Origin of the sequence: Bacillus sp. N447-1, assembly GCF_022701035.1 — a bacterium.
GTDB classification, from domain to species: Bacteria; Bacillota; Bacilli; order Bacillales; family Bacillaceae_G; genus Bacillus_A; species Bacillus_A cereus.
In genome coordinates this window covers 1,912,069-1,935,435 of record NZ_CP065509.1, presented here as the reverse complement: position 1 = coordinate 1,935,435, position 23,367 = coordinate 1,912,069, and the positions used below count along the sequence as shown (strand labels likewise).

Sequence of the window (23,367 nt, the reverse complement as noted above, 5' to 3'; positions counted from 1 at the left end):
AAGGAAGAGGTAGTATTCCACCGTTATATGGGATAGATGGAAATGGGACTGCCCTTCGTCAATATATGCATTTAATAAATGGTGTACGTGGAGCAATGAAATCACGAAGACAAACAGTATACTACAACTTCTTCATGGTGACGTAGTCGCGATGACAGATCAAAATAGGGAAGCTGTAGCAACGTATGAATAGGATTCGTGGGGTAACGTATTAAAGAGTGATACGAAAGGTATCGCAGCAGACAATCCATTTGGATATGCGGGATACATGTATGATAAAGAAATTGGCATGTATTATCTGATTGCGAGATACTATAATCCAGAACATGATGTGTTTTTATCGGTGTGTCCTGATCCGGGTGATGAAGATGATCCCCTGATCCGGGTGATGAAGATGATCCTGTGACGCAGAATGGGTATACGTATGGTGATAATAATCCAGTGATGATGGTGGATCCAGATGGGCATTGGGTGTGGTTTGCAGTAAATGCTGGTTTTGCAGCTTATGATGGCTATAAAGCTTATAAATCAGGAAAGGGTTGGAAAGGGGTAGCAAAAGCTGCAGCTATAGGCGCAATTGGCGGAGGAAAATTAAAACTAACAAAAACAATTACAAAACCGGTTTATTTTACAAAGTTATTAGGAAAAAATGCAAGAGCGCATAAATCAAGAATTAATAAGGATTTGCCAGGTGGAAAAGCTGTTGCAAAAAGTATTTTTAGACATTATACAAAAGGGCAAAAGGTGATAAATCATAGAAAAGGAAATTCAGTTAGAAGACATACTAAAGACAATCGAATTCAAATTAGAATGGTAAAACGTAAAGATGGCACGTGGAAAGTTAATTTAGATATTAAAAGAAAAAGAATATACGAAGATATTCATTTTTAAGTATATAATACTGAAATTTTAATTAGGAGTGAAGAAGATTGATAGGAATGCCACATTATATAGTTCCGGTGCAAGTTCATCCAAAAGCTATAGATGCTTTAATGAAAGAAGCGGAGATCAAGATATTAAGTTTAACACCTATAATGCAAAAAGATGATAATACTATAATCAGTTCAGAAATAGCCATTCAACTAAAAGATAATTTATATTTAAATGTTTCTGTTGCTAGGTCAGAGATGAAATTTGAAGATGAAGTAGAGCACCTTCAGGTAATAGTGGAAAGAAATGTTCCCAATATAACCGATGGAAATCCTAAAAATATACTAGTTTTCGAAAAGTTTTTGAGGATAAGGGGAAATGTTCAGTGTGAACTATTAGTGGAAGAAGAAAAATATACAGATTTATCTTCAAAGAAAGTACTCTATACTTCCGAATGTGGAACAGGTATATTATTAAAAAATGATGAGGAAACTGTCTTAATAACTTGTAATGAATTTTGTACAATTTTAGTAACAAAAGATCAAGAAATAATTAATGATATATTAAATAAGCGTTATAATTTTACTAGATTAAAAGGATGAAATGAAAAATAAGGGAATGTAAATAAATCTGTACTATTTGTAAAGGACATATATTTAACAAAGGAATCCAGTTTGTCAAGTTTGGAAATAAATCGTTAATGTTTCGGGATGCATTTTTATTTTAAATAATTCATTTTTTCATTAGCATTATAAAATAAAGAAAAAATTAGAAATAGTGATGGAAGATTAAAAAGCACGATCTTATTTTTAAATAAGGTCGTGCTTCCTTTTAATTCTCCTGCTCACGCGTAAGAGTAAATGTATCTTTCAAATCACTATCATTTATTTTAATATTTGCCTTTTTTAATTCCTCTTGTAACAATTTTTTGCTGAATACAGGATCAGCAGTACGTTCTTCCTCTAAGTTTTTGCGAATAGAGTTTTTTACCTCATCGTAAGGTTTTAAATCTTTTTTATCAGTTAATTTAATAACGTGATAACCGTTTGATGATTTTACGGGATTGCTAATTTGTCCAACATTTAGTTTGTAGGCAGCGGTTTCGAATTCAGGAGCCATTGTACCTGAATTGAAGTATCCAAGGTCTCCACCTTTATCTTTTGATAGCAGATCTTGTGATTCTTGTTTTGCTAATTCTTCAAATGAAGCACCAGCATCTAGTTTACTCTTTATTTCTTTCGCTTCATTTTCGTCACTTACTAAAATGTGACTCGCTTTAATTTCTGGCTTATAGTGGTCTTTTACATCTTTTTCTGTAATGCTTTTCTTAATCGCTTCATTCATAGCAAGTTTGAACTTAATTTGATTTTTGAAATCCTCTTCATCTTTTAAACCATAATTTTCTAATACTTTTTTGAATTGATCTCCATATTGTTTTTTTACTTTTTCTACTTCTTTATTTACCTCTTCATCAGGTACTTTATATTTTTTTGTGATGACGTCTTGTGCCATCATTTCGTATAGCATGTCTTTTCCGTAACGATCTTTCAATTGTTTTTCGAAGTTATCCTTTGTAATGGTGGAGTCTGTTGCTGTAGCGACTGTAGCTGAGCCATTCTTTTGTCCGCAAGCAGATAGCATCAATATACTTATTAGTGCAGTAATAATGAAAATATGTTTCCCTCTCATGCCAACACCTCATCCGAATATGTTATCGCTATTGTAGAATATAGAAGTGAACATGAAGTGAATTTTTAATGTTTTTTCCTTTAAAATGTAAAAAAGTACATCAACATAATTGTTGATGTACGATGGAATCAAAGGTGATCGGTCTTTTTAGAGTATGCACGTTTACCTTGCTGAATATTTTTTTGCTCTTGCTCATTTTTTTGTGTGCGTTTTGCGTTATTATCGCGTGCTTTTTTGTCGTTATCACTCGTATGTGGCATATGTATCAACTCCATTTCTAAACGTTGTACGTTTATCATTTCCTTTTTCGTAAAGACTATGTATAGCGGTGCATTTATGAAGGGTAAAGGTGGATTCGAAATGGATTTGAAGTTGAATTATACTGAACTTATAAAGAAGTTAATCGTTGTAATCATCGCAGGTTTATTAAACGCGATTGGGATGAATTTATTTTTAACGCCAGCAAAAGTGTATGCGAGCGGCTTTGCTGGATTGTCTCAATTATTATCACAAATATTAGGTGATTTTTTATCGATTCACATATCTACGGGAGTATTGTTTAGCTTATTTAATATTCCTGTCGTTATTTTAGCGTGGAAAAAGGTTGGAAAGGCCTTCACCTTTTTTAGTTTTCTTTGTGTTATATTTATGACTCTGTTTCTAGAAATCATCCCTGTTAGAGCGGTTTCGAATGATATCATATTAAATGCGATTTTTGGCGGGATTATTTCGGCAATTGGAGTAGGGATTGCTTTAAAGTGGGGTGCTTCTACAGGTGGATTAGATATTATCGCCATGATTTTATCAAAAATAAAAGATAAGCCTGTCGGTACATACTTTTTCTTTTTTAATGCAATTATCATTATCGCTGCTGGCTATGTATATGGATGGGAAAAAGCGTTATATACGCTAGTGACTTTATATGTATCAACGAGAATTATTGATGCAATTCATACTCGTCATGTAAAGATTACAGCATTAATTGTTACGAAGAATGGGGCAGATGTAAGAAAGGCGATTCACTCGCGATTAGTAAGAGGGATTACAACGATACCAGCAACAGGTGCTTATACGAATGAAAATAAAGAAATGTTAATGATGGTTATTACTCGTTATGAGTTATACGAATTAGAGAGGATTATTAAACAAGTGGACCCAGGTGCATTTACAAATATACTGCAAACAGTTGGGGTGTTCGGATTGTTTCGGAAAGATTAAAGAGGACCAAAGTTGGTCCTCTTTTTTAATGTAAATTCGTAATGTTTTGCAATTGCTCTTGCATTTCACGGAGCTGAACTTTTTCAGCAGTTGAAGAGTTTGCGTAAGCGGATTGCAAAGCATTTTTTGCTCTATACACGAGATCTTGTTGCTCAGTACCGCTTGAACAAGATACGGCATTTTCAACAGCATCTCTAGCTTGTTGGAATAGTAAGTTCCCCATTTAAACCCCTCCAAAAGAAGAGTTACTTCTTGCTTTTTCTGCCTCAGCTAATGTACCTCTGTACGGGAATCTTGCATCATGCTTCATAACAGCATCGGCTCCTTGTTGGATAAAACGTTTTGATTTGTTCTTTTTACCCATTCGAAAAACCCCCTTTATTTAGCTGAAAACAATCGACGCGATGTCTCATGCGTCTACTTATAGTATGGACATTTGGCAGGAAACTATAAGTAGGGAATTTTTAGATTACAACCCAAGAACCTCTTCTAAATATAAAGCAATACCATCTTCTTCGTTCGTTAACGTCGTATGGTTTGCGAGTGATTTTAATTCAGGGATGGCATTTCCCATTGCGATGCCGTGACCAGCAAATTCAATCATTTCAAAATCATTATCTTCATCACCGAAAGCGATAATGCGCTCTTGTGGAATGTTGTAATGACTAGAAATTTTTTGTAATCCAACTGCTTTATTTAATCCGCTTTTCACAATTTCAATAATCGGCCAAGGTGCGCCCCATTTTCTATGGTCGATTACTTCCGCATGCATATCGGTTAAATGTTGACGAATTGCAGTAGAATGCTCGTCATGTGCGTCAATTAATAAGCAAGTTGGATGATCGTTTAAAATATTTAATAAGTCTCCCGTAAAAATCTTAGGAGAGCCGAATTCGAAAATATGTTTTTTATCTTCATCAATTTCACGAACATACACATCGTCCATTACTTCCGCGTATATATTTTTTACGCCAAAATCAAAGCAAGCTCGGACAATTTCTTGCGCTGTTGCTAGCTCAAGAGGAGAGTGATGTGTTCCCCAGTTTGAATCAAGAGGATGATGTACGTAAGCGCCGTTAAAGTTTACGATAGGTGTGTTAAGATCAAGTTCTTTATAGTAATCATAACTAGCACGGAATGGACGTCCTGTTGAAATAACAACAATATGTCCCTGTTCCTTTGCTTTTGCAATTGTATGTTTCGTTCGAGTGGAAATTATTTTGTTGTCTGTTAATAAAGTGCCGTCTAAGTCTAATGCGATTAAATGTTGTTTGTTCATAATTTCACCTCTTATAATAATTTTTTTGTATCTATCTGTATTTCCGTTTTTAATATGCAGAAATAAGAGGTTAGGCTCGGTGAAATCACCATAGATGGAAATTTCACTATATATCCATCTTACGTCTCAAAGTGCTGTGGTGTCTACTATTTATCGTTGGAAATTAAGAAAAGTCAACATCTTTTTAGAAAGTTCAAACAATGTTTCTTTCATTATGTACAAATTGTGAAAAGGGTTACATTGCTCGTGTGATGAGGCATATAATGAACATGTAATCTTCTCGTATATGTTTGACTCTCCTTTGAAACTAGCCTAGAGTAGGTTGGTTTCTTTTTTTTTTCTACAGGTAGGAAAGAAATCCCTGCTTACGCTTGTGTCATTCATATATATGTACAAGAATGAGATGTAGTACTGTTTCCTAAACATGACAGAAAAGCTTTCTTTTAAAATGGATATACTAATGAGGCAAGACGTCATGGAAGGAGAATGAAGATGGGACAAAATCGCAGGTTTCGTTCTGGACAAAAAGCGCCGAATGATGGCATTTACGTAGAAATTGGTGAAACGGGAAGTATGGTGAAAGATCCGCAAATGGTGAAATTAACTGCCGGTGAAAAGTTTCCGGATAACACGAATCATAACCGCCAGTGGACATATAAAAGAAAACCGTAACAGAAGCCGCAATCATTATTGCGGCTTTTTTGTCGTTACACATTGTAATTTCATTTACCGTATTTTTTAGCAGTATAATGAATGCTCTCTTTTTCTTTTTCAAATAATAAGTTTGAAAATACATAGGCAAAATTATTGTATAAAAAAGTCAGTTGGCGTATAATCAAATCAAAGGTCAAAGAAAGTCAAACTTTTGGAGGGCTGTAAAGATGGACTTAAATCAAATGACAACAAAAACACAAGAGGCGATTATGAGTGCCCAATCTTTAGCGGTATCTCATCATCACCAAGAGGTGGATACTGTTCATCTATTACTTGCATTATTAGAAGAGCAAGATGGATTAGCAGTACGTATATTTCAAAAAATGAATGTTGATATAGAAGCATTAAAGCAAGGTGCTGAAAGTTTAATTAAAAAGAAACCTTCTGTAACGGGGAGCGGTGCAGAAGTTGGAAAATTGTATGTAACGAGCGCTCTGCAACAACTTCTTGTAAGAGCAGGAAAAGAAGCAGAAAAACTGCAGGATGATTACATTTCAGTAGAACATGTATTGCTTGCTTTTTCTGAAGAAAAAGGCGATATAAATCAATTATTTACAAGATTGCATATTACGAAAGATAACTTATTACAGTCTTTAATGACAGTTCGGGGGAATCAAAGAGTGACGAGTCAAAATCCAGAAGCAACTTATGAAGCGTTAGAAAAATATGGCCGTGATTTAGTGGCGGAAGTGAGAGCAGGGAAAATTGATCCTGTAATCGGCCGTGATAGTGAAATACGACGTGTAATCCGTATTCTTTCACGTAAAACGAAAAACAATCCTGTTTTAATTGGGGAGCCAGGTGTTGGTAAAACAGCAATCGTTGAAGGGCTAGCACAGCGTATCGTGAAAAAGGATGTACCTGAAGGATTGAAAGATAGAACGATTTTTGCGTTAGATATGAGTGCGCTCGTAGCAGGTGCGAAATTCCGTGGTGAGTTCGAAGAGCGTCTGCAAGCTGTATTAAATGAAATTAAAAAGAGTGAAGGACGCATTTTATTATTCATTGATGAACTTCATACAATAGTTGGAGCTGGTAAAACAGAGGGAGCCATGGATGCAGGAAATATGTTAAAACCGATGCTTGCGCGCGGTGAACTGCATTGTATCGGGGCGACGACGCTCGATGAATATCGCAAATATATTGAGAAAGATCCAGCGCTAGAAAGACGTTTCCAACAAGTATTAGCAGAAGAACCAACTGTTGAAGATACAATTTCAATTTTACGTGGATTAAAAGAACGCTTTGAAATTTATCACGGTGTAAATATTCATGACCGTGCGATTGTAGCAGCGTCAGTTTTATCAGATCGATATATTTCAGATCGCTTCTTACCTGATAAAGCAATTGACCTTGTTGATGAAGCGTGTGCAACAATTCGTACAGAAATTGATTCTATGCCAACAGAATTAGATGAAGTAACGCGCCGCATTATGCAGCTGGAAATTGAAGAAGCGGCTCTTGGGAAAGAAACGGATCGTGGTAGCCAAGAGCGTCTAAAAACATTGCAACGTGAATTATCGGATTTAAAAGAAGTTGCAAGTGGCATGAGAGCGAAATGGGAGAAAGAAAAAGAAGACATTCACAAAGTTCGTGACTTACGTGAACATTTAGAACGTTTGCGTCGTGAATTAGAAGAAGCAGAAGGCAATTACGATTTAAATAAAGCAGCGGAACTTCGTCACGGGAAAATTCCCGCAATTGAAAAAGAGTTAAAAGAAGCGGAAGAAATGGGCGCGCATAATAAACAAGAAAATCGTTTATTACGTGAGGAAGTAAGTGAAGAAGAAATTGCAGATATTGTTTCACGCTGGACTGGTATTCCTGTTGCGAAACTCGTGGAAGGTGAACGCGAGAAATTATTACGCTTAGAGCAAATCTTATCAGAGCGTGTCATCGGACAAGAGGAAGCAGTAAGCTTAGTGTCAGACGCAGTTCTTCGTGCTCGCGCTGGTATTAAAGATCCGAACCGCCCGATTGGTTCTTTCATCTTCTTAGGACCAACAGGTGTTGGTAAAACAGAACTTGCAAAAACGTTAGCCCAGTCTTTATTCGATAGTGAAGAGCAAATGATTCGCATTGACATGTCTGAGTATATGGAAAAACACGCCGTGTCTCGCTTAATTGGTGCACCTCCTGGATATGTAGGATATGAAGAAGGCGGTCAATTAACAGAAGCGGTAAGACGTAAACCATATTCCGTTGTTTTATTAGATGAAATTGAAAAAGCACATCCAGAAGTATTCAACATTTTATTACAAATGTTAGATGATGGACGCATTACAGATTCACAGGGCCGTACAGTGGACTTTAAAAATACAGTTATTATTATGACTTCAAATATTGGATCTGCTCATTTACTAGATGGATTAGAAGAAGATGGTTCCATTAAAGAGGAATCAAGAGACCTTGTAATGGGGCAATTAAGAGGACATTTCCGCCCTGAATTTTTAAACCGTGTGGATGAAATTATTTTATTCAAACCTCTTACAACGAATGAAATTAAAGGCATTGTTGATAAAATTGTAAAAGAACTACAAGGTCGTCTAGCTGACCGTCACATTACAGTAGAATTAACAGATGCAGCAAAAGAATTTGTTGTGGAAGCAGGTTTCGACCCAATGTACGGAGCTCGTCCATTAAAACGATACGTACAGCGTCAAGTGGAAACGAAATTAGCACGAGAATTAATTGCAGGAACAATTACTGATAATAGTCACGTAGTTGTTGATGTAGAAAATAACGAGTTAGTCGTTCATGTGAAATAAAAATAAAAAAGAGTTCGGATAAAATCCGGACTCTTTTTTTAGTGTTGTTCTACTGGCTCGTTTGGAATTGCAGCTGAAATTGCTAGTACTAACACAGCAAGAACAACTGAGAAAATAGACGCTTGGTTAAAGTCGTATGTACCGCCAGTCATAGAGCCGATTACATAGCTCATCATATGTACAAGTAAGAACGACCAAATTAATGCCCAAATGAAACGCATATTTTACACCTCTATTCGTTCAATCTGTCCTTATTGTAACACAATTGAAAAAAGAATATAGAAAAATATTTGTAGATTTTTCAACGCAAATTTGCATTCCGTTCATACATTATAAAAGAGTGGTTTTATATGTTTAGAAAATAAGGCGGGGGAAAAATGAGTATTACGGAACGTTTTTTTTACTTAGAAAAAGAACCATGTGTCATTTATTTACCGGAGAAGCCAAATGGATTTTCTGTTATGCTCCTCGGTGATTATAACTACTTTATTGAGAATGGTACAAGTTTATGGACACAGCATGCGGGTAGATCTTATTTTTTACATGGCCTTATTGAGCAAGGCTACACAGTCTTTTCTTCTAATTTATACGGAAGACATTGGGGAAACGACCAATCTGTTCGTCTAGCGAAACGTTTATATGACGTTGTGTTGAGAAAAGAGACATTGAATGCGAAAATGCACATTATGGCAGATGGTATGGGAGCACTTGTAGCACTCGAAATGATGAACAAATACCCTGAGTGTATACGCTCTGTCATTATGTTAAATCCGTGTTTAGATTTACCAGAATATGTGGAGTTTGAGAAAGAGCATAAGTTTTTTTACAAGAGACTCGTGAAGGAATTAAGTTTGGCGTATGATGCCAAAGAAGAAGAATTAGAATCAAAAATAAATAAGAAATCATTTACGCTTCTTCCATCTTGTGTACCTGTTAAAATTTTCGTATCAACACAAGAAAAAAGAGGAAGAAAACAGCAGTTGCGTAGATATGAGAAAATGAGGCAACTAAATCAATGTGATACTTCTGTCTTGTTCCATCTGCAAGATGTGAAATATAAAATGGTTAGGCAAACGACCGATTTCTTTAAAAAATATGAAGAAGAATTATGAAGCTCCCATATACATAAATGAGGAGCTATTTGTTTCAGAGGGAAAGGGTTGGTGGTATGGAACGCGTGCTAATTGTAGGTGCACTTACGTTTGTAGGTTATCACCTTGTAAATAAAATGATTGCAGAAGAAGTGGAAGTATATGGTCTTGATTTTGATGAATTCGATAGTATGACGAAAATTAATGAAGAGAAGTTATTATTAATTGGGCGAAATGCATTATTTACGTATTATTCGATAAGAGATGAAGATGGATGGAGATCGGTTGAGGAAGAGAGATTCGATACTGTTTACTTTTGCTTATATGAGCCAAATCAGCAAAGTGGATTTCGGAATGAAAGAGTCATATTACAATATTTAAAGCGAATTATAAGAATGTGTGAAGAACAAAAAGTGAAGTTAAATTTAATTTCTTCTATTGAAGTAGGCAGTACAGATGAATCCGAAAATAAGCGACTATTTTTGAAAGTAGAAGAAGGATTGAAAAAAGGGAATTTACAATATAGTGTATTTCGAGTTCCAACATTATATGGACCGTGGCAACCGTCCTTTATGATGTTTCATCAGCTTATTTTATCAGAATTAGGTGAAAAAGAGTGCCGTTGTACGATTGAGGAAAAGGGGAATGATTTACTTTACGTTGAAGATGTATGTGAATACTTATGGGAAAATGGAACGAACGGGGCGCATCTTGGTATATACAATTTACTTAGTGGTAAACAGTCATTATGGGAAAAAGGTATGAATCTTTTACGCGCGGATGATAAAGTAAATAAAAATAATAACGAAGTAAGAGATGAGGCTATCGAGGTAATTTCAATAAAAAGAAATACTCCGTTAGAATACGGTTTAAATAAGCAACTGGCACACATGAAAAAATATAAAGAGTTATACGAAGGGTAGTACGCGTGTTACACTATTGTATGTGAAAGTTTTAATGGAGAGGAAGAGCATAATATGAACGAAAAAAGCATGCAGTTTTTACAAATCGCAATGAAGCATTTACCGGAAGCAAAAGCAATTTTAGATGATAATGGAATTGCACTTGATATGGAGAAGGCACAGCCAGTGTTAGAGTTGTTAATGAAAGTTATGAACGAGGCCTATGAGCTCGGGAAAGCAGATAAAGAATAAAAAGAATAAAAAGCATCTTTTTAAGATGGAAGAGAGGCCCGAACCGTGGATAGAAGCGGTCAGGGCCTTTTTTATTCTCGCCTGGGGGGAAACCAGAGATATGAAGAGGATAAAGGAAAAGTAGTGAGGAGAACTCTCTAGTTTAGAAGGAAAGCAGATAAAGAATAAAAAAGCATCTTTTTAGATGAAAGAGAGGATCGAACTGTAAATAGAAGCGGTTTGAGTCTTTTTATATTTGAGAGGTATGTTTCCGTTTCTTTTAATGAAAAATAACGTGAATAATGCGTTAGCTTTCTGTTTTATGCGAAATATATTCTAGACAAAAATACATTTATGTTTTAAAATTAGTACCAAGTCATAATAATTGATATAAAACGGAGGGCTGCGATGTGAACGTGGGCATTTTAGGGATCGGAAGATATGTGCCAGAAAAAGTAGTCACAAATCACGATTTAGAGAAAATAATGGAAACATCCGATGAATGGATTCGTACGAGAACGGGAATTGCAGAAAGACGCATTGCCGATGATACAATAGATACTTCATATATGGCCGTAGAGGCTTCTAAAAAAGCACTTGAAGATGCAGGAATTAGCGGAGAGGATATCGATCTTATTTTAGTAGCAACAGTAACACCAGATCGTGCTTTTCCAGCAGTTGCTTGTGTAATTCAAGAAGCAATAGGAGCGAAACATGCAGCTGCAATGGATTTAAGTGCAGCATGTGCTGGTTTTATGTACGGAATGATTACAGCACAGCAATTTATTCAAACAGGAACGTATAAAAATGTATTAGTAGTTGGTAGTGATAAACTATCTAAAATTGTAGACTGGAACGATCGAAATACAGCAGTACTATTTGGAGACGGAGCCGGTGCTGTCGTAATGGGAGCTGTTTCAGAAGGTAAAGGCGTTCTATCTTTTGAATTAGGAGCAGACGGAAGTGGCGGCAAGCACCTTTATCAAGACGAGTATGTTATGATGAATGGCAGAGAAGTGTTTAAATTTGCCGTTCGTCAACTTGGTGATTCTTGTCTTCGCGTTTTAGATAAAGCTGGTCTTACGAAAGAAGATGTGGATTTCTTAGTACCGCATCAAGCAAACATTCGTATTATGGAATCTGCAAGAGAGAGGTTAAATTTACCACAAGAAAAAATGAGTATGACGATTGAGAAGTTCGGTAATACATCAGCTTCTTCAATTCCGATTGCAATGGTAGAGGAATTGCAAAACGGACGTATTCAAGACGGTGATTTAATTATACTTGTTGGTTTTGGCGGCGGATTAACATGGGGAGCAGTCGCTCTTCGTTGGGGTAAATAAGGACTGAGAGAAAAAAAGGAGTGTATTTTGTATGGAAAAAAAGAGGGTCGTAATTACAGGACTAGGAGCTGTTACACCGGTCGGAACAGATGTTGAAACAGCGTGGGAAAACATTAAAAAGGGTGTATCTGGAATCGGGCGACTTACAAGAATTGATCCAGAACTATTTCCAGCAAAAGTAGCAGCGGAAATTAACGACTTTGAAGTCGAGAAATATATTGATAAAAAAGAAGCGCGCCGTATGGATCGCTTTACACAATATGCAGTAGCAGCAGCGAAAATGGCAGTTGCAGATGCAAAGCTTGAAATTACAGAAGAAAACGGACCTCGAATTGGTGTATGGATTGGATCTGGTATTGGCGGTATGGAAACATACGAAGAACAATTTAAGATTTTTACTGAGAAAGGCCCACGCCGCGTGAGCCCATTCTTCGTGCCGATGATGATTCCAGATATGGCAGCAGGTCAAGTATCAATCGCAACAGGAGCAAAAGGAATTAACACTTGTTCTGTAACGGCTTGTGCATCTGGTGCAAACTCAATTGGTGATGCATTTAAAGCAATTCAGCGTGGTGATGCTGATGCAATGATTACAGGCGGAGCAGAAGCACCGCTAACAAGTATGGCATTCGCAGGATTTAGCTCAGCGAAAGCATTAACATTTAATGAAGACCCAGCAACGGCTTGCCGTCCATTTGATAAAAACCGTAGCGGTTTCGTAATGGGTGAAGGTTCAGGTATTCTAATTCTTGAAGAATTAGAGCACGCATTAGCACGCGGTGCTCACATTTACGCGGAAATTGCTGGTTATGGTGCAACTGGAGATGCGTTCCATATTACAATGCCTGCTCCTGGTGGGGAAGGCGGAGTGCGTGCAATGCGTCAAGCTTTAGCTGATGCAGGCCTACAGCCAGAAGATATTGATTACATTAATGCGCACGGTACAAGTACTGATGCGAATGAAAAATATGAAACGATGGCAATTAAAGAAACTTTCGGCGAGCACGCGTATAAAGTAGCGATTAGCTCAACGAAATCAATGACAGGTCACTTATTAGGAGCAGCTGGTGCTGTTGAAGCGATTTTCTCTATTAAATCAATTACAGACGGAGTAATTCCTCCAACAATTAACTATGAGACACCAGATCCAGAATGTGACTTAGATTACGTACCAAATCAAGCGAGACACCAAGAAGTAAATGCAGTATTAAGTAACTCATTAGGATTCGGTGGTCATAACGCAGTGTTAGTATTTAAATCGTATAAATAATCGATGAAATAAGGAGTTTTTTCGCAATAGATTGCGAAAAAACTCCTTATTTATTTTTACGCCTTTTTCTCCTGTAGCATATACATAAGAAAAAGGAGGGATAAAGATGGGGATTGTTGAAACAGCTGAATGGCTACATTTATATTATGGACGGCCAGAAAAACTTTGTGAGAAATTTACGAAGTATATTCCGTTGCCAAAAGAAAGGTTGTATCGCTTTTTAATTTCAAAAGGGATGTATCGCCCGATCATGCGCGGAGAAAAGGAAATTAAAGAATTAGAGGAAAAGGAAATTTGGAAAGAATTGAGCCTGGAGTATGATAAACTGAAAAATTGGTTAAAAGGTCCAGATGTCCCTGTCTTTATTTTATTATCAGATTCCTATAATCGAACTGTACAAGAAGAGTATAACGGTAGGGCTGGATTATCTATGCGTCATGTTATTTTCTTATTCGTATGTGGGCGGAATTCGGTAGAAGAATTAAAAGTGTTATTGGCGCATGAATATCATCACATATGCAGGTTACATCAAATTGAGACGAAAGAAACAGAATATACATTACTTGATACGATGATTATGGAAGGGCTAGCGGAACAAGCAGTAACAGAAAGGTATACAGAAAAAAACAATGCACCGTGGACGGCGTATCTTTCAAAAGAAGAGGCTGTTTATTATTGGAAAAATGTTGTACATGAAAGAATAAGTATAAAACGAGGAACAAGGGAACATGACATCTTATTAAATGGCTTTCACTCTTATCCGAAGATGCTTGGCTATGCGCTTGGATTTCATATTGTCAAAGATTGTGTAACTTTGGAAGGAGAAGATACACTTTCTTTATTATCTATAGATGCAAAAGAAATATTGAATAAAGCAAATACATTTCATATATAAAAAAACAGGAATTCTATTTCCTGTTTTTTTAGTATTAATAGAAGAAAAAATAATAATTAGAATATATTTCCTCAAGTGGAATAAAGTTAAGCAAAAATGAACATAATGATTGGTACAAACAGTAGTGAAGTGAGGGGTAGTGAATGTTATATCTACATGATGTATGGGTAAATTGGTTTGAAGGTGAAGAGAATGGGTATAACGTTTGTCATTTTTACGAATGGCGGAAAGATGATACGATTGAGCTATTAGATCAAGTGCCATTATTAAAAGTAGATGCCACATTATATCATTACATCGAGAACGAATTGTTAGAGCTTCCGCAAAAAATGCTGGAAGACGTACATCATAAGGCTTATATTCGTAAAAATCATGAACGTTTGCAGCAAGAGTATTGCTTTGTTGTTACAGATGGGAAAGGCATTATTGCCATTGACACAATTGGTTACAATGTACCAATTCGCAAAAGTAGACTTATACCACGCCAAGAGCAGATGGTATATGAGATGGTAGAAAACGTACAAGCAGAAAAGTATGAGTTCCAAGTAGAAGAAACAGAAAAAGAACATCATATTTTATCACCATCGCCTTTCATTATGAATGGCTTGACTCGTAAAGAAAGACAGCTAAAACAATTATTATTTATGGCGTTAGATCAATTACATACAACGAAAAACACAGCAGAAATTCGCTATTGGTTCACAGAGTGGGATCCATCAGCATATGGAATGGTTCAACATATGGAATTTGAAGATATTTGGGCTAAGCTGTATGATGAAGCGAAAGCTGGCTGGTCTGATAAGCACGAACAATTATGTGAGCGTCTCGTAAAAGGACAGCCATTTTTTGAAAAGTTATGGGAAATGGAAAATGAGCAAAAGGTAAATTAAAAAACCGCCAATTGGCGGTTTTTTAATTTTGTAGAAATTTAGTTCCAGCGGCAAGAATGTTCGGTGGCTTCGCGCCTTCACATTCTAAACGAGCCGCCTCCGCTTTTTGTAGAAATCCAGCTCCGGCAGCGAGCTCTTCGTGTCTAAGAACCTTCCGCATAAGAAGACAAAAAGCGTCTTCTATGCGAAGGAACCTTATCCAGTCAGAGCTGAACGAGCTGCCTCCGCTTTATATATAATCTAGCTCCGGCTCCTAACCCTTCGCGTCTAAGAACCTTCCCCACAAGAAGGTAAAAAGCACCTTCTGTGGGAAAGAACCTTAGCCGTCAGGGCTAAGCAGTCGCCTCCGCTTTATATGTTACCTACGTTTTCTGCTTAGTCCCATTGCGTTTTCTACTTTGCGTAGTTGTTTGAATGCAACGCGGTTTGCTTTTTCTGCACCTTTGTCTAGGATTTCGTCTAGTTCTGGTGAGTTGATTAGTTCGTTATATTTGTCTTGGATTGGACGAATAGCTTCTACGACTACTTGCGCTAGGTCGCCTTTGAAGTCGCCGTATCCTTTTCCTTCGTACATTGCTTCGATTTCTTCAACTGTTTTTCCAGAGAATGAAGAGTAGATTGTTAATAAATTAGAGATACCAGGTTTGTTTTCCTTATCAAATTTCACAATACCTTCAGAGTCAGTTACAGCACTCTTAATTTTCTTTTCAATTGTTTTTGGCTCATCAAGCATACTAATCATTGATTTTGGATTCGGATCAGATTTACTCATTTTTTTCGTAGGCTCTGTTAATGACATAACGCGAGCTCCTACTTTTGGAATGCGAATTTCAGGCATTGTGAAGATTTCGCGGTAACGTTTGTTGAAACGCTCTGCTAAGTCACGTGTTAATTCGATATGTTGCTTTTGGTCATCACCAACCGGCACGATTTCAGTGTTGTAAAGTAAAATATCAGCAGCCATTAATGGTGGATACGTAAGTAATCCAGCTGGAACTGAATCTCTACCAGAAGCTTTATCTTTATATTGCGTCATACGTTCTAATTCTCCAACGTAAGCAACAGATTGCATGATCCATCCTAGTTGAGCGTGTGCTGGTACTTCTGATTGTACAAATAAAGTAGCTTTTTCAGGATCGATGCCGCATGCTACATAAAGTGCAGCAAGACTGCGGATGTTTTTACGAAGCCCGACGGGATCTTGAGGTACTGTAATCGCATGTTGGTTTACAATACAGAAATAACAGTCGTGTTCATTTTGAAGCTCTGTAAACTGCTTCATTGCTCCTAAATAGTTTCCAAGTGTAATCGTTCCACTTGGTTGAATACCAGAAAAGATAACTGACATAAGTAATTCCTCCTAAAATAGAATGCGTGATGTGGGGAAGAGAAGGCAAACAAAAAAGCCCATTCATCCCAAAAACTATAGGGACGAATGGACCGTGGTACCACCCTAATTATTTCACTACTGTGAAATCTCTCTAATCCATAATAACGTTTGGATATAACGCCAAAGCCTACTACTTTCGGTTCGGTTTGGTGCTCAAAAGCCCATTCCATACTGTACAATTACTTGTTCACACCAACCACAAGCTCTCTGAAATTGCCTCAATATGTACTCTTCTTTATCATCGCATACATATAAATTTATTTATTGTTACTTGAGCTCTTTTAATATGAAAGAACTAAAGTTTTATAACAAAATGTTTTGCTGATTATTATATCATATGGGATAGTGTTTGCAAACTACATCAAAATAGTAAAGCTAATGAGGGTCGAGAACAACCCAAGGAAGATACCTGTAATACAAATTGGATATGTCCATTTGAATGAATATGTTTTATAAATACGTTCTTTCTTATCTGTAGGTTCCTCGACTTCTTCAATTAAAGAGTCAATCTTTTTGTTCGTACCAAATACTCTTTGGAATGCGTAAATGGTTACATTGAAAAAACCATTTTGAAATATGTATAAAAAACCGCCGATAAGAATAAAAAACAGTGCAATATAAAACAAAATGTTGACAAAGTTCAACAAAAATTGAGATGAAATGAGGAATGCACCAATACTAGAAGCAATCATCGCTATAAAAATTAGTATACAAGTATGAAAAAAAACTTTATTCAAAATATTCCCTCCGTCAAAATATTACTAGAATTATTATACTATAAAAGCTATAATAAGTACTAGGATTAATTTTTGAAAATTATACGCAATTAAAGGTCTGATTTTAAGATGATGGTAGCAATGTTAATGTATCCTTTACGAAAAATTAAAAATATAAATATTTTATTAAAAATTTTAACAAAAAAACAAAAAACTATATTCACAATTGTTATATTATATGTATAATGAAAATTGTAGAAACTTGGAGATTATTCTTTCAATTCTACTTTTTAACAAGTGAGGGTACAGGAAGTGCAATTAGGGGAGGCAACACAACATGAAGAAAAAGATACCGTTATTACTTGCATCAACTTTAACTGCAAGTATGTTGCTTAGCGCGTGTAGCTACCAAAAAGATGACGCAAAAGCAAAAGGGAAAGAGAACGCTACGAGTAGTAGTAACGGAAAACAGATTCTTAATTTAACAGAGTTATCTGAAATTCCGTCAATGGATGCATCATTGGCATCTGATTCTTCATCTTCTACAGCATTAAATAATACGATGGAAGGTTTATATCGTATTGGCAAAGATCAAAAGAGAATGCCTGGAGTTGCAGAAGATGTCGAAAAGCTAGATGATGGGAAGAAATACATATTTAAATTAAGAAAAGATGCGAAATGGTCGAATGGGGAACCTGTAACAGCTAAAGATTTTGTGTATTCATGGAAAAGAGCAGTAAATCCAGATACAAAAGCAACGTATTCGTACATTATGTTCGATATTAAAAATGCAGAGAAAATTCATAAAAAAGAATTACCTGCTGACCAATTAGGTGTAAAAGCGATTGATGATTATACATTAGAAGTAGAATTAGACAATCCCGTTCCTTACTTTATCGATTTAACAGTTTATCCAGTATTTTACCCACTAAATGAAAACTTTGTAAAAGCACAAGGGGATAAATTTGGTTTAGAGGCAAATACAACATTATATAACGGTCCATTCGTTATGAGTGATTGGAAACATGAACAAAGTTTCCAATTCAAGAAGAATCCTTCATATTGGGATAATAAAACGGTTAAAATCGAAGAAATCAACTTTAATATTGTAAAAAATACAGCAACTGATGTAAATTTATATGAGACAAACGCGATTGATCGAGCGGCTTTAACGTCTGAATTTGTTGATAAGTTTAGAAAAAGCCCAGAGTTCCAAACAAGAAAAGAAGCAGGGGTTGCTTACTTAAGATTTAATCAAAGTAATCAGTACTTAAGTAATAAAAACTTAAGAAAAGCAATTTCAATGTCCTTTGACCGTGATAACATTGCAAAAGTTATTTTAAATAACGGTGCAATTGGAGCTTACGGATTTGTTGGAAAAGATTTCGCTGAAGGTCCGAATAAAAAAGATTTCCGAGCTGAAAATGGAAAGCTAGTTGAAACAAATCCAAAAGAAGCGAAAAAGCTTTGGGAAACAGCGAAGAAAGAGCTTGGAACTGATAAAATCGAACTAGAATTCTTAAACTTTGATAATGAAGATGCTAAAAAAGTTGGGGAATTCTTAAAAGGTGAGATGGAAAAGAACTTACCAGGTTTATCAATTAAAATTAAACAGCAACCATTCGCACAAAAAAATAAATTAGAAGATTCTCAGCAATATGATATTGCGTTTGGTATTTGGGGACCAGATTTCCCAGATCCAATTTCATATTTAGATATGTTTGTTACGAATGGTTCTCAAAATAAAACAGGGTATTCTAATCAGAAATATGATGAGTTAATCCTAAAAGCTAAAACAGATACAAAAGATTTACAAGCTCGCTGGGACAACCTTCTAGAAGTAGAGAAGATGTTAATTAAAGAGGATGCAGTTATCACTCCAATCTTCCAAAAAGGTTCAGCGTATGTAGTAAAAGGTGCCGTAAAAGATATTATCCCAATTAACTATGGTGGTAAATTAACTTACAAATGGGCATCTGTTGAACAAAAATAATCTTTTTTTCCATCGTTTACAAGGGTATATGCCTATGATGGGCATATGCTCTTATTTTAAAAAAATAAAAGTAAGAATATTTTAAACTATCTTATTGCTTTTGAGAAAAACGGGGAGGTGCTTGATATGGGACGTTATGTATTAAAACGTTTCGTGTACATGGCTTTGACATTATTTTTAATTACTACACTGACTTTCTTTTTGATGAAATTACTTCCGGGTTCTCCGCTTAAAAACCAGGAGAAGCTATCACCGGCACAAAAAGAAATCATTCTTGAAAAATACGGATTGAATGATCCGGTACCAGTTCAATACGCACGTTACTTAGGTAACCTAGCAAAAGGTGATTTAGGGGTATCATTCCAATATGATAACCGCCCAGTAACAGACATGATTGTGGATCGTATTGGACCATCAGCCCAATTAGGTTTACAAGCGATTATATTAGGAACATTTATCGGTTTAATTTTAGGTATTGTTGCCGCACTTCGTAATAATACGTGGGTAGATTATAGTGCAACAGTTATTTCGGTACTCGGAATGTCGGTACCATCATTCGTATTCGCCGCATTACTGCAATATTTCGTAGGGGTAAAACTTGGCTGGTTCCCAGTAGCATTCTGGAAAGGACCAGAGTTTACTGTAATGCCTACAATTGCATTATCGATGGGAGTTATCGCAACAATCGCACGTTTCTCTCGTGCAGAATTAATTGAAGTTATGCAAGCCGATTACATTTTAACAGCGAAAGCGAAAGGAATTAGCCAAGGCGTTATTATTGTCAAACATGCACTTCGTAATGCGTTAATTCCAGTTGTAACAATTTTAGGACCAATGGTTGCGGCATTAATTACAGGAACACTTGTTATCGAGCAAATTTATGCTGTACCAGGACTTGGGGAACAATTCGTTAAATCGATTACTTTAAATGACTATACAGTTATTATGGGAACTACGATTTTCTATAGTGCAATCTTCATTTTAGTTATTTTCATTGTCGATATTTTATACGGAATTATTGATCCTCGTATTCGTTTAGCGGGAGGGAAAAAATGATGAAAGATGTACAAAAATTATCTCCAGATTTATTTCAACAAGCCAATCAAAATAATGTTGATAATGAAGTCATTGCCCGTCCAAGCCTAACGTTTTGGCAAGATGTAAGAAGACGTTTATTCCAACATAAAGGTGCGATGCTTGGCCTTGTATTATTAGTTATCATTGCACTATTAGCGATTTTTGGACCGATGGTAAGTAAACACTCGTATAAAGAGCAAGATTTAGGTCGAGCGAAATTACCACCAAAAATTCCAGTTATTGAAAATGTTCATTGGTTACCATTTGACGGTACAGATCAATATGGTGTTGACCAATATGAAAAACGTGATATTAAAGAGTACTTCTGGTTTGGTACAGATGATCTTGGCCGTGACTTATGGACAAGAACATGGGAAGGTACACGCGTATCATTATATATCGCTCTTTTAGCAGCAGCAATTGACTTAGTAATTGGGGTTGCATACGGAGGTATTTCAGCATTCTACGGCGGTAGAGTAGATAACATTATGCAACGTATTATGGAGATTATTAACGGTATTCCATACTTAATCATCGTTATTTTAATGGTAATCATTATGGGATCTGGTATTTGGTCAATTACACTCGCGATGGCGATTACAGGTTGGATAGGGATGTCGCGAATTGTTCGTGGACAAATCTTAAAGTTAAAAAACCAAGAATATGTATTAGCATCTCGTACATTAGGTGCAACAAATACACAATTAATTGTGAAACATTTAATTCCAAACGTAATGGGACCTATTATCGTAATGACAATGTTTACAATTCCATCAGCGGTGTTTGGTGAAGCGTTCTTAAGTTTCATCGGTTTAGGAATTCAGCCGCCATTTGCGTCACTAGGTTCTCTTGTAAATGATGGTTATAAATCTATTCAAACGTATCCGCATATGATGTTCATCCCTGCGGTTGTCATCAGTATATTAATTTTAGCGTTTAACTTAATGGCAGACGGATTACGCGACGCGTTAGATCCAAAAATGCGTAAGTAAAAGAGGGGAGAGGCAAAGATGAAAACATTGTTAGAGGTAAAAGATTTACAAGTCTCCTTTGATACACATGCAGGTGAAGTACAAGCTGTACGCGGCGTTACTTTTGATTTGAAAAAAGGAGAAACATTGGCGATTGTAGGAGAATCTGGTTCAGGGAAATCAGTTACTTCTAAAGCGTTAATGGGATTAATTCCGAATCCTCCTGGACGCATTAAAAATGGTGAAATCGTATTTGAAGGTCGTGACTTAACGAAATTAACAGAAAAAGAAATGCAGCAAGTACGCGGTAAAGATATCGCGATGATTTTCCAAGATCCAATGACATCATTAAACCCAACGATGACGATTGGAAATCAAATTATGGAAGGTCTAATTAAACACCAAGGGATGAGTAAAGCAGATGCACGTAAAGTTGCTTTAGAATTAATTGACCTTGTAGGTATTCCAAATCCAGAAGCTCGTTTAAAACAATATCCTCACCAATTCTCAGGTGGTATGAGACAGCGTGTAGTTATTGCGATGGCGTTAGCTTGTAACCCGAAATTATTAATTGCCGATGAGCCGACAACAGCGCTAGACGTTACGATTCAGGCGCAAATTTTAGAACTTATGAAAGACATTCAGCAAAAAACAGAAGCAGCAATCATTTTCATTACGCATGACTTAGGTGTAGTAGCAAACGTTGCGGACCGAGTGGCAGTTATGTACGCTGGTAAAGTTGTTGAAATTGGAACTGTAGATGAAATTTTCTACAATCCGAAACATCCATATACTTGGGGTTTAATCGCATCTATGCCAAGTTTAGATGGTTCAGAAGAAGAGTTATATGCAATCCCTGGAACGCCTCCAGATTTATTGAAGCCGCCAAAGGGAGATGCTTTTGCACCACGTAACCCACAGGCACTGAAAATTGATTTTGAAATGGACCCACCTTTATTTAAAGTAAGTGATACGCACTATGCGGCAACTTGGTTACTTCACGAGCAAGCTCCAGAAGTAAAACCGCCAGCAGTCGTTGAAAAACGCATTCTTCAAATGAAAGCAGGTGAACAACATGACTAAACAACGTGAGAAATTAATTGAAGTAAAAAATGTAAAGCAGCACTTCGACGTGAGTGGTGGTGTTGTCAAAGCGGTTAATGATATTTCATTTGATATTTACCGCGGAGAAACATTTGGTCTTGTAGGAGAATCAGGTTGTGGTAAATCGACAACTGGAAGAACGATTATTCGTTTATATGATGCAACTGCTGGTGAAGTATTGTTCGATGGTGAAAACGTACATGGTAAGAAATCACGCGCAGAACTGAAGAAATTCAACCGTAAAATGCAAATGATTTTCCAAGATCCATACGCATCATTAAATCCTCGTATGACAGTAGGGGATATTATCGCAGAAGGTATTGATATTCACGGATTAGCGAAAAGTAAAAAAGAGCGCATGGACCGTGTTCATGAACTATTAAACACAGTTGGTTTAAATAAAGAGCACGCAAACCGTTTCCCACACGAATTCTCAGGTGGACAACGTCAGCGTATCGGTATCGCTCGAGCGCTTGCTGTAGACCCAGAATTTATCATTGCCGATGAGCCGATCTCAGCACTTGACGTATCGATTCAGGCGCAAGTTGTAAACTTACTGAAAAAGTTACAAAAAGAAAAAGGTTTAACATACTTATTCATCGCCCATGATTTATCAATGGTAAAATACATTAGTGATCGTATTGGTGTAATGTACCGTGGCCAAATCGTTGAGTTAACAACAAGTGATGAATTATATGCGAATCCAATTCATCCATATACGAAATCACTATTATCAGCGATTCCACTTCCAGATCCAGATTATGAGCGCAATCGTAAACGTATCGTATATGATCCATCACAGCATAATTATGGTAGTGAAGCACCAACAATGCGTGAAATTCGCCCGGGACATTTCGTACTATGTTCGGAAGCGGAGTACAAGAAATATAAAGAGATTTATCAATAAGAAAAAGAGCCATTCTTCTGTTATGGAAGGATGGCTCTTTTTCTACTAT

The 23,367-nt window shown here is 36.4% G+C and carries 24 protein-coding genes, 1 pseudogene and 1 other annotated feature; of the genes and pseudogenes, 17 read left to right on the top strand and 8 right to left on the bottom strand.

Going from position 1 to position 23,367, the window contains the following annotated elements:
• Positions 1-11: 11 nt before the first annotated feature.
• Together IQ781_RS09690 and IQ781_RS09685 are read left to right on the top strand one after the other, a co-directional pair.
• Positions 12-891: pseudogene (locus IQ781_RS09690) on the top strand (RHS repeat-associated core domain-containing protein); the annotation flags it as partial.
• Positions 892-938: 47 nt separating this feature from the next.
• The gene (locus IQ781_RS09685) at positions 939-1,472 is read left to right on the top strand and encodes a hypothetical protein (RefSeq protein WP_002197523.1); all 534 of its coding nucleotides are present in this window, start codon (positions 939-941) and stop codon (positions 1,470-1,472) included.
• Between the two features lie 229 nt (positions 1,473-1,701).
• Here IQ781_RS09685 and prsA read toward each other — a convergent pair whose 3' ends face one another.
• Positions 1,702-2,559 carry a peptidylprolyl isomerase PrsA gene (prsA, locus tag IQ781_RS09680; protein ID WP_063246166.1) on the bottom strand — a complete coding sequence of 286 codons (858 nt, stop codon included), beginning with the start codon at positions 2,557-2,559 and terminating at the stop codon, positions 1,702-1,704.
• 128 nt (positions 2,560-2,687) lie between these two features.
• Positions 2,688-2,819 (bottom strand): DUF3941 domain-containing protein, encoded by a 132-nt coding sequence (locus IQ781_RS09675; RefSeq protein ID WP_001120851.1) that lies wholly within the window; start codon positions 2,817-2,819, stop codon positions 2,688-2,690.
• Between the two features lie 100 nt (positions 2,820-2,919).
• Between IQ781_RS09675 and IQ781_RS09670 the strand changes: the two genes are divergently transcribed.
• On the top strand, positions 2,920-3,777 hold the full coding sequence (locus tag IQ781_RS09670; RefSeq protein ID WP_000364431.1) for a YitT family protein: 858 nt from the start codon (positions 2,920-2,922) through the stop codon (positions 3,775-3,777).
• Positions 3,778-3,802: 25 nt separating this feature from the next.
• On the opposite strand, the gene IQ781_RS09665 is transcribed toward IQ781_RS09670, so the two are convergent.
• The 3 genes from IQ781_RS09665 to IQ781_RS09655 form a co-directional block, all read right to left on the bottom strand.
• Positions 3,803-4,000 (bottom strand): DUF3813 domain-containing protein, encoded by a 198-nt coding sequence (locus IQ781_RS09665; RefSeq protein WP_000527407.1) that lies wholly within the window; start codon positions 3,998-4,000, stop codon positions 3,803-3,805.
• The gene (locus tag IQ781_RS09660; protein ID WP_000516816.1) at positions 4,001-4,141 is read right to left on the bottom strand and encodes a hypothetical protein; all 141 of its coding nucleotides are present in this window, start codon (positions 4,139-4,141) and stop codon (positions 4,001-4,003) included.
• A 105-nt stretch (positions 4,142-4,246) separates the two neighbouring features.
• Positions 4,247-5,056 carry a Cof-type HAD-IIB family hydrolase gene (locus IQ781_RS09655; RefSeq protein WP_001041232.1) on the bottom strand — a complete coding sequence of 270 codons (810 nt, stop codon included), beginning with the start codon at positions 5,054-5,056 and terminating at the stop codon, positions 4,247-4,249.
• Between the two features lie 492 nt (positions 5,057-5,548).
• Between IQ781_RS09655 and IQ781_RS09650 the strand changes: the two genes are divergently transcribed.
• Both IQ781_RS09650 and clpB read left to right on the top strand, forming a co-directional pair.
• Entirely contained in the window at positions 5,549-5,728 is a 180-nt protein-coding gene (locus IQ781_RS09650; protein WP_000531421.1) for a YjzC family protein, read from the top strand.
• 209 nt (positions 5,729-5,937) lie between these two features.
• On the top strand, positions 5,938-8,538 hold the full coding sequence (gene clpB, locus IQ781_RS09645; protein ID WP_000365401.1) for an ATP-dependent chaperone ClpB: 2,601 nt from the start codon (positions 5,938-5,940) through the stop codon (positions 8,536-8,538).
• Between the two features lie 38 nt (positions 8,539-8,576).
• Here the strand turns inward: clpB and IQ781_RS09640 are convergent, their stop codons facing one another.
• Positions 8,577-8,759: a YjzD family protein gene (locus tag IQ781_RS09640; RefSeq protein WP_001211116.1), complete on the bottom strand. Its 183-nt coding sequence runs from the start codon at positions 8,757-8,759 to the stop codon at positions 8,577-8,579.
• A gap of 156 nt (positions 8,760-8,915) precedes the next feature.
• Between IQ781_RS09640 and IQ781_RS09635 the strand changes: the two genes are divergently transcribed.
• The 7 genes from IQ781_RS09635 (at position 8,916) to IQ781_RS09605 (ending at position 15,160) form a co-directional block, all read left to right on the top strand.
• Complete coding sequence (locus IQ781_RS09635; RefSeq protein ID WP_000028712.1) at positions 8,916-9,650, top strand: lipase family protein; 735 nt, start codon at positions 8,916-8,918, stop codon at positions 9,648-9,650.
• Positions 9,651-9,679: 29 nt separating this feature from the next.
• Positions 9,680-10,552, top strand: coding sequence for an NAD-dependent epimerase/dehydratase family protein (locus IQ781_RS09630; protein WP_002164601.1), 873 nt, complete (start codon positions 9,680-9,682; stop codon positions 10,550-10,552).
• A gap of 54 nt (positions 10,553-10,606) precedes the next feature.
• Positions 10,607-10,783 carry a ComZ family protein gene (locus IQ781_RS09625; RefSeq protein WP_001986215.1) on the top strand — a complete coding sequence of 59 codons (177 nt, stop codon included), beginning with the start codon at positions 10,607-10,609 and terminating at the stop codon, positions 10,781-10,783.
• Between the two features lie 389 nt (positions 10,784-11,172).
• Complete coding sequence (gene fabH, locus IQ781_RS09620; protein WP_001100547.1) at positions 11,173-12,105, top strand: beta-ketoacyl-ACP synthase III; 933 nt, start codon at positions 11,173-11,175, stop codon at positions 12,103-12,105.
• Between the two features lie 31 nt (positions 12,106-12,136).
• The gene (fabF, locus tag IQ781_RS09615; RefSeq protein WP_000412656.1) at positions 12,137-13,375 is read left to right on the top strand and encodes a beta-ketoacyl-ACP synthase II; all 1,239 of its coding nucleotides are present in this window, start codon (positions 12,137-12,139) and stop codon (positions 13,373-13,375) included.
• 106 nt (positions 13,376-13,481) lie between these two features.
• Complete coding sequence (locus IQ781_RS09610; protein WP_000513277.1) at positions 13,482-14,270, top strand: DUF2268 domain-containing putative Zn-dependent protease; 789 nt, start codon at positions 13,482-13,484, stop codon at positions 14,268-14,270.
• 143 nt (positions 14,271-14,413) lie between these two features.
• A complete protein-coding gene (locus IQ781_RS09605) occupies positions 14,414-15,160 on the top strand; it encodes a YjbA family protein (protein WP_050252206.1) in 747 nt (248 codons plus the stop codon).
• A gap of 358 nt (positions 15,161-15,518) precedes the next feature.
• Here IQ781_RS09605 and trpS read toward each other — a convergent pair whose 3' ends face one another.
• On the bottom strand, positions 15,519-16,508 hold the full coding sequence (gene trpS, locus IQ781_RS09600) for a tryptophan--tRNA ligase (RefSeq protein ID WP_000110982.1): 990 nt from the start codon (positions 16,506-16,508) through the stop codon (positions 15,519-15,521).
• Positions 16,509-16,584: 76 nt separating this feature from the next.
• Positions 16,585-16,801, bottom strand: a binding site (T-box leader).
• Positions 16,802-16,906: 105 nt separating this feature from the next.
• Positions 16,907-17,287, bottom strand: a complete 381-nt coding sequence (locus IQ781_RS09595) for a DUF3899 domain-containing protein (RefSeq protein WP_001044997.1) — start codon at positions 17,285-17,287, stop codon at positions 16,907-16,909.
• A gap of 316 nt (positions 17,288-17,603) precedes the next feature.
• Here IQ781_RS09595 and IQ781_RS09590 point away from each other — a divergent pair, with 316 nt between their 5' ends.
• The 5 genes from IQ781_RS09590 to IQ781_RS09570 all read left to right on the top strand — a co-directional run bounded on the left by IQ781_RS09590 (position 17,604) and on the right by IQ781_RS09570 (position 23,318).
• Entirely contained in the window at positions 17,604-19,259 is a 1,656-nt protein-coding gene (locus IQ781_RS09590) for a peptide ABC transporter substrate-binding protein (RefSeq protein WP_000727217.1), read from the top strand.
• A gap of 126 nt (positions 19,260-19,385) precedes the next feature.
• A complete protein-coding gene (gene opp3b / locus IQ781_RS09585) occupies positions 19,386-20,315 on the top strand; it encodes an oligopeptide ABC transporter permease (RefSeq protein WP_000534167.1) in 930 nt (309 codons plus the stop codon).
• Positions 20,312-21,328, top strand: a complete 1,017-nt coding sequence (gene opp3C, locus IQ781_RS09580) for an oligopeptide ABC transporter permease (RefSeq protein ID WP_000974106.1) — start codon at positions 20,312-20,314, stop codon at positions 21,326-21,328. Before opp3b ends, opp3C begins: the two co-directional genes overlap by 4 nt.
• 18 nt (positions 21,329-21,346) lie before the next feature.
• On the top strand, positions 21,347-22,390 hold the full coding sequence (locus IQ781_RS09575) for an ABC transporter ATP-binding protein (protein ID WP_000854346.1): 1,044 nt from the start codon (positions 21,347-21,349) through the stop codon (positions 22,388-22,390).
• Positions 22,383-23,318: an ABC transporter ATP-binding protein gene (locus IQ781_RS09570; RefSeq protein WP_000166348.1), complete on the top strand. Its 936-nt coding sequence runs from the start codon at positions 22,383-22,385 to the stop codon at positions 23,316-23,318. Before IQ781_RS09575 ends, IQ781_RS09570 begins: the two co-directional genes overlap by 8 nt.
• Positions 23,319-23,367 lie beyond the last annotated feature (49 nt).

Bases quoted from the DNA above. Each gene is read 5' to 3' on its own strand.
- prsA (WP_063246166.1), bottom strand. From the start codon at position 2,559: ATGAGAGGGAAACATATTTTCATTATTACTGCACTAATAAGTATATTG.
- opp3C (WP_000974106.1), top strand. From the start codon at position 20,312: ATGATGAAAGATGTACAAAAATTATCTCCAGATTTATTTCAACAAGCC.
- IQ781_RS09625 (WP_001986215.1), top strand. From the start codon at position 10,607: ATGAACGAAAAAAGCATGCAGTTTTTACAAATCGCAATGAAGCATTTA.
- IQ781_RS09610 (WP_000513277.1), top strand. From the start codon at position 13,482: ATGGGGATTGTTGAAACAGCTGAATGGCTACATTTATATTATGGACGG.
- IQ781_RS09660 (WP_000516816.1), bottom strand. From the start codon at position 4,141: ATGGGTAAAAAGAACAAATCAAAACGTTTTATCCAACAAGGAGCCGAT.
- trpS (WP_000110982.1), bottom strand. From the start codon at position 16,508: ATGTCAGTTATCTTTTCTGGTATTCAACCAAGTGGAACGATTACACTT.
- IQ781_RS09590 (WP_000727217.1), top strand. From the start codon at position 17,604: ATGAAGAAAAAGATACCGTTATTACTTGCATCAACTTTAACTGCAAGT.
- IQ781_RS09685 (WP_002197523.1), top strand. From the start codon at position 939: ATGCCACATTATATAGTTCCGGTGCAAGTTCATCCAAAAGCTATAGAT.
- opp3b (WP_000534167.1), top strand. From the start codon at position 19,386: ATGGGACGTTATGTATTAAAACGTTTCGTGTACATGGCTTTGACATTA.
- IQ781_RS09650 (WP_000531421.1), top strand. From the start codon at position 5,549: ATGGGACAAAATCGCAGGTTTCGTTCTGGACAAAAAGCGCCGAATGAT.
- IQ781_RS09675 (WP_001120851.1), bottom strand. From the start codon at position 2,819: ATGCCACATACGAGTGATAACGACAAAAAAGCACGCGATAATAACGCA.
- IQ781_RS09635 (WP_000028712.1), top strand. From the start codon at position 8,916: ATGAGTATTACGGAACGTTTTTTTTACTTAGAAAAAGAACCATGTGTC.
- IQ781_RS09665 (WP_000527407.1), bottom strand. From the start codon at position 4,000: ATGGGGAACTTACTATTCCAACAAGCTAGAGATGCTGTTGAAAATGCC.
- IQ781_RS09605 (WP_050252206.1), top strand. From the start codon at position 14,414: ATGTTATATCTACATGATGTATGGGTAAATTGGTTTGAAGGTGAAGAG.
- clpB (WP_000365401.1), top strand. From the start codon at position 5,938: ATGGACTTAAATCAAATGACAACAAAAACACAAGAGGCGATTATGAGT.
- IQ781_RS09640 (WP_001211116.1), bottom strand. From the start codon at position 8,759: ATGCGTTTCATTTGGGCATTAATTTGGTCGTTCTTACTTGTACATATG.
- IQ781_RS09670 (WP_000364431.1), top strand. From the start codon at position 2,920: ATGGATTTGAAGTTGAATTATACTGAACTTATAAAGAAGTTAATCGTT.
- IQ781_RS09655 (WP_001041232.1), bottom strand. From the start codon at position 5,056: ATGAACAAACAACATTTAATCGCATTAGACTTAGACGGCACTTTATTA.
- IQ781_RS09570 (WP_000166348.1), top strand. From the start codon at position 22,383: ATGACTAAACAACGTGAGAAATTAATTGAAGTAAAAAATGTAAAGCAG.
- IQ781_RS09575 (WP_000854346.1), top strand. From the start codon at position 21,347: ATGAAAACATTGTTAGAGGTAAAAGATTTACAAGTCTCCTTTGATACA.
- fabF (WP_000412656.1), top strand. From the start codon at position 12,137: ATGGAAAAAAAGAGGGTCGTAATTACAGGACTAGGAGCTGTTACACCG.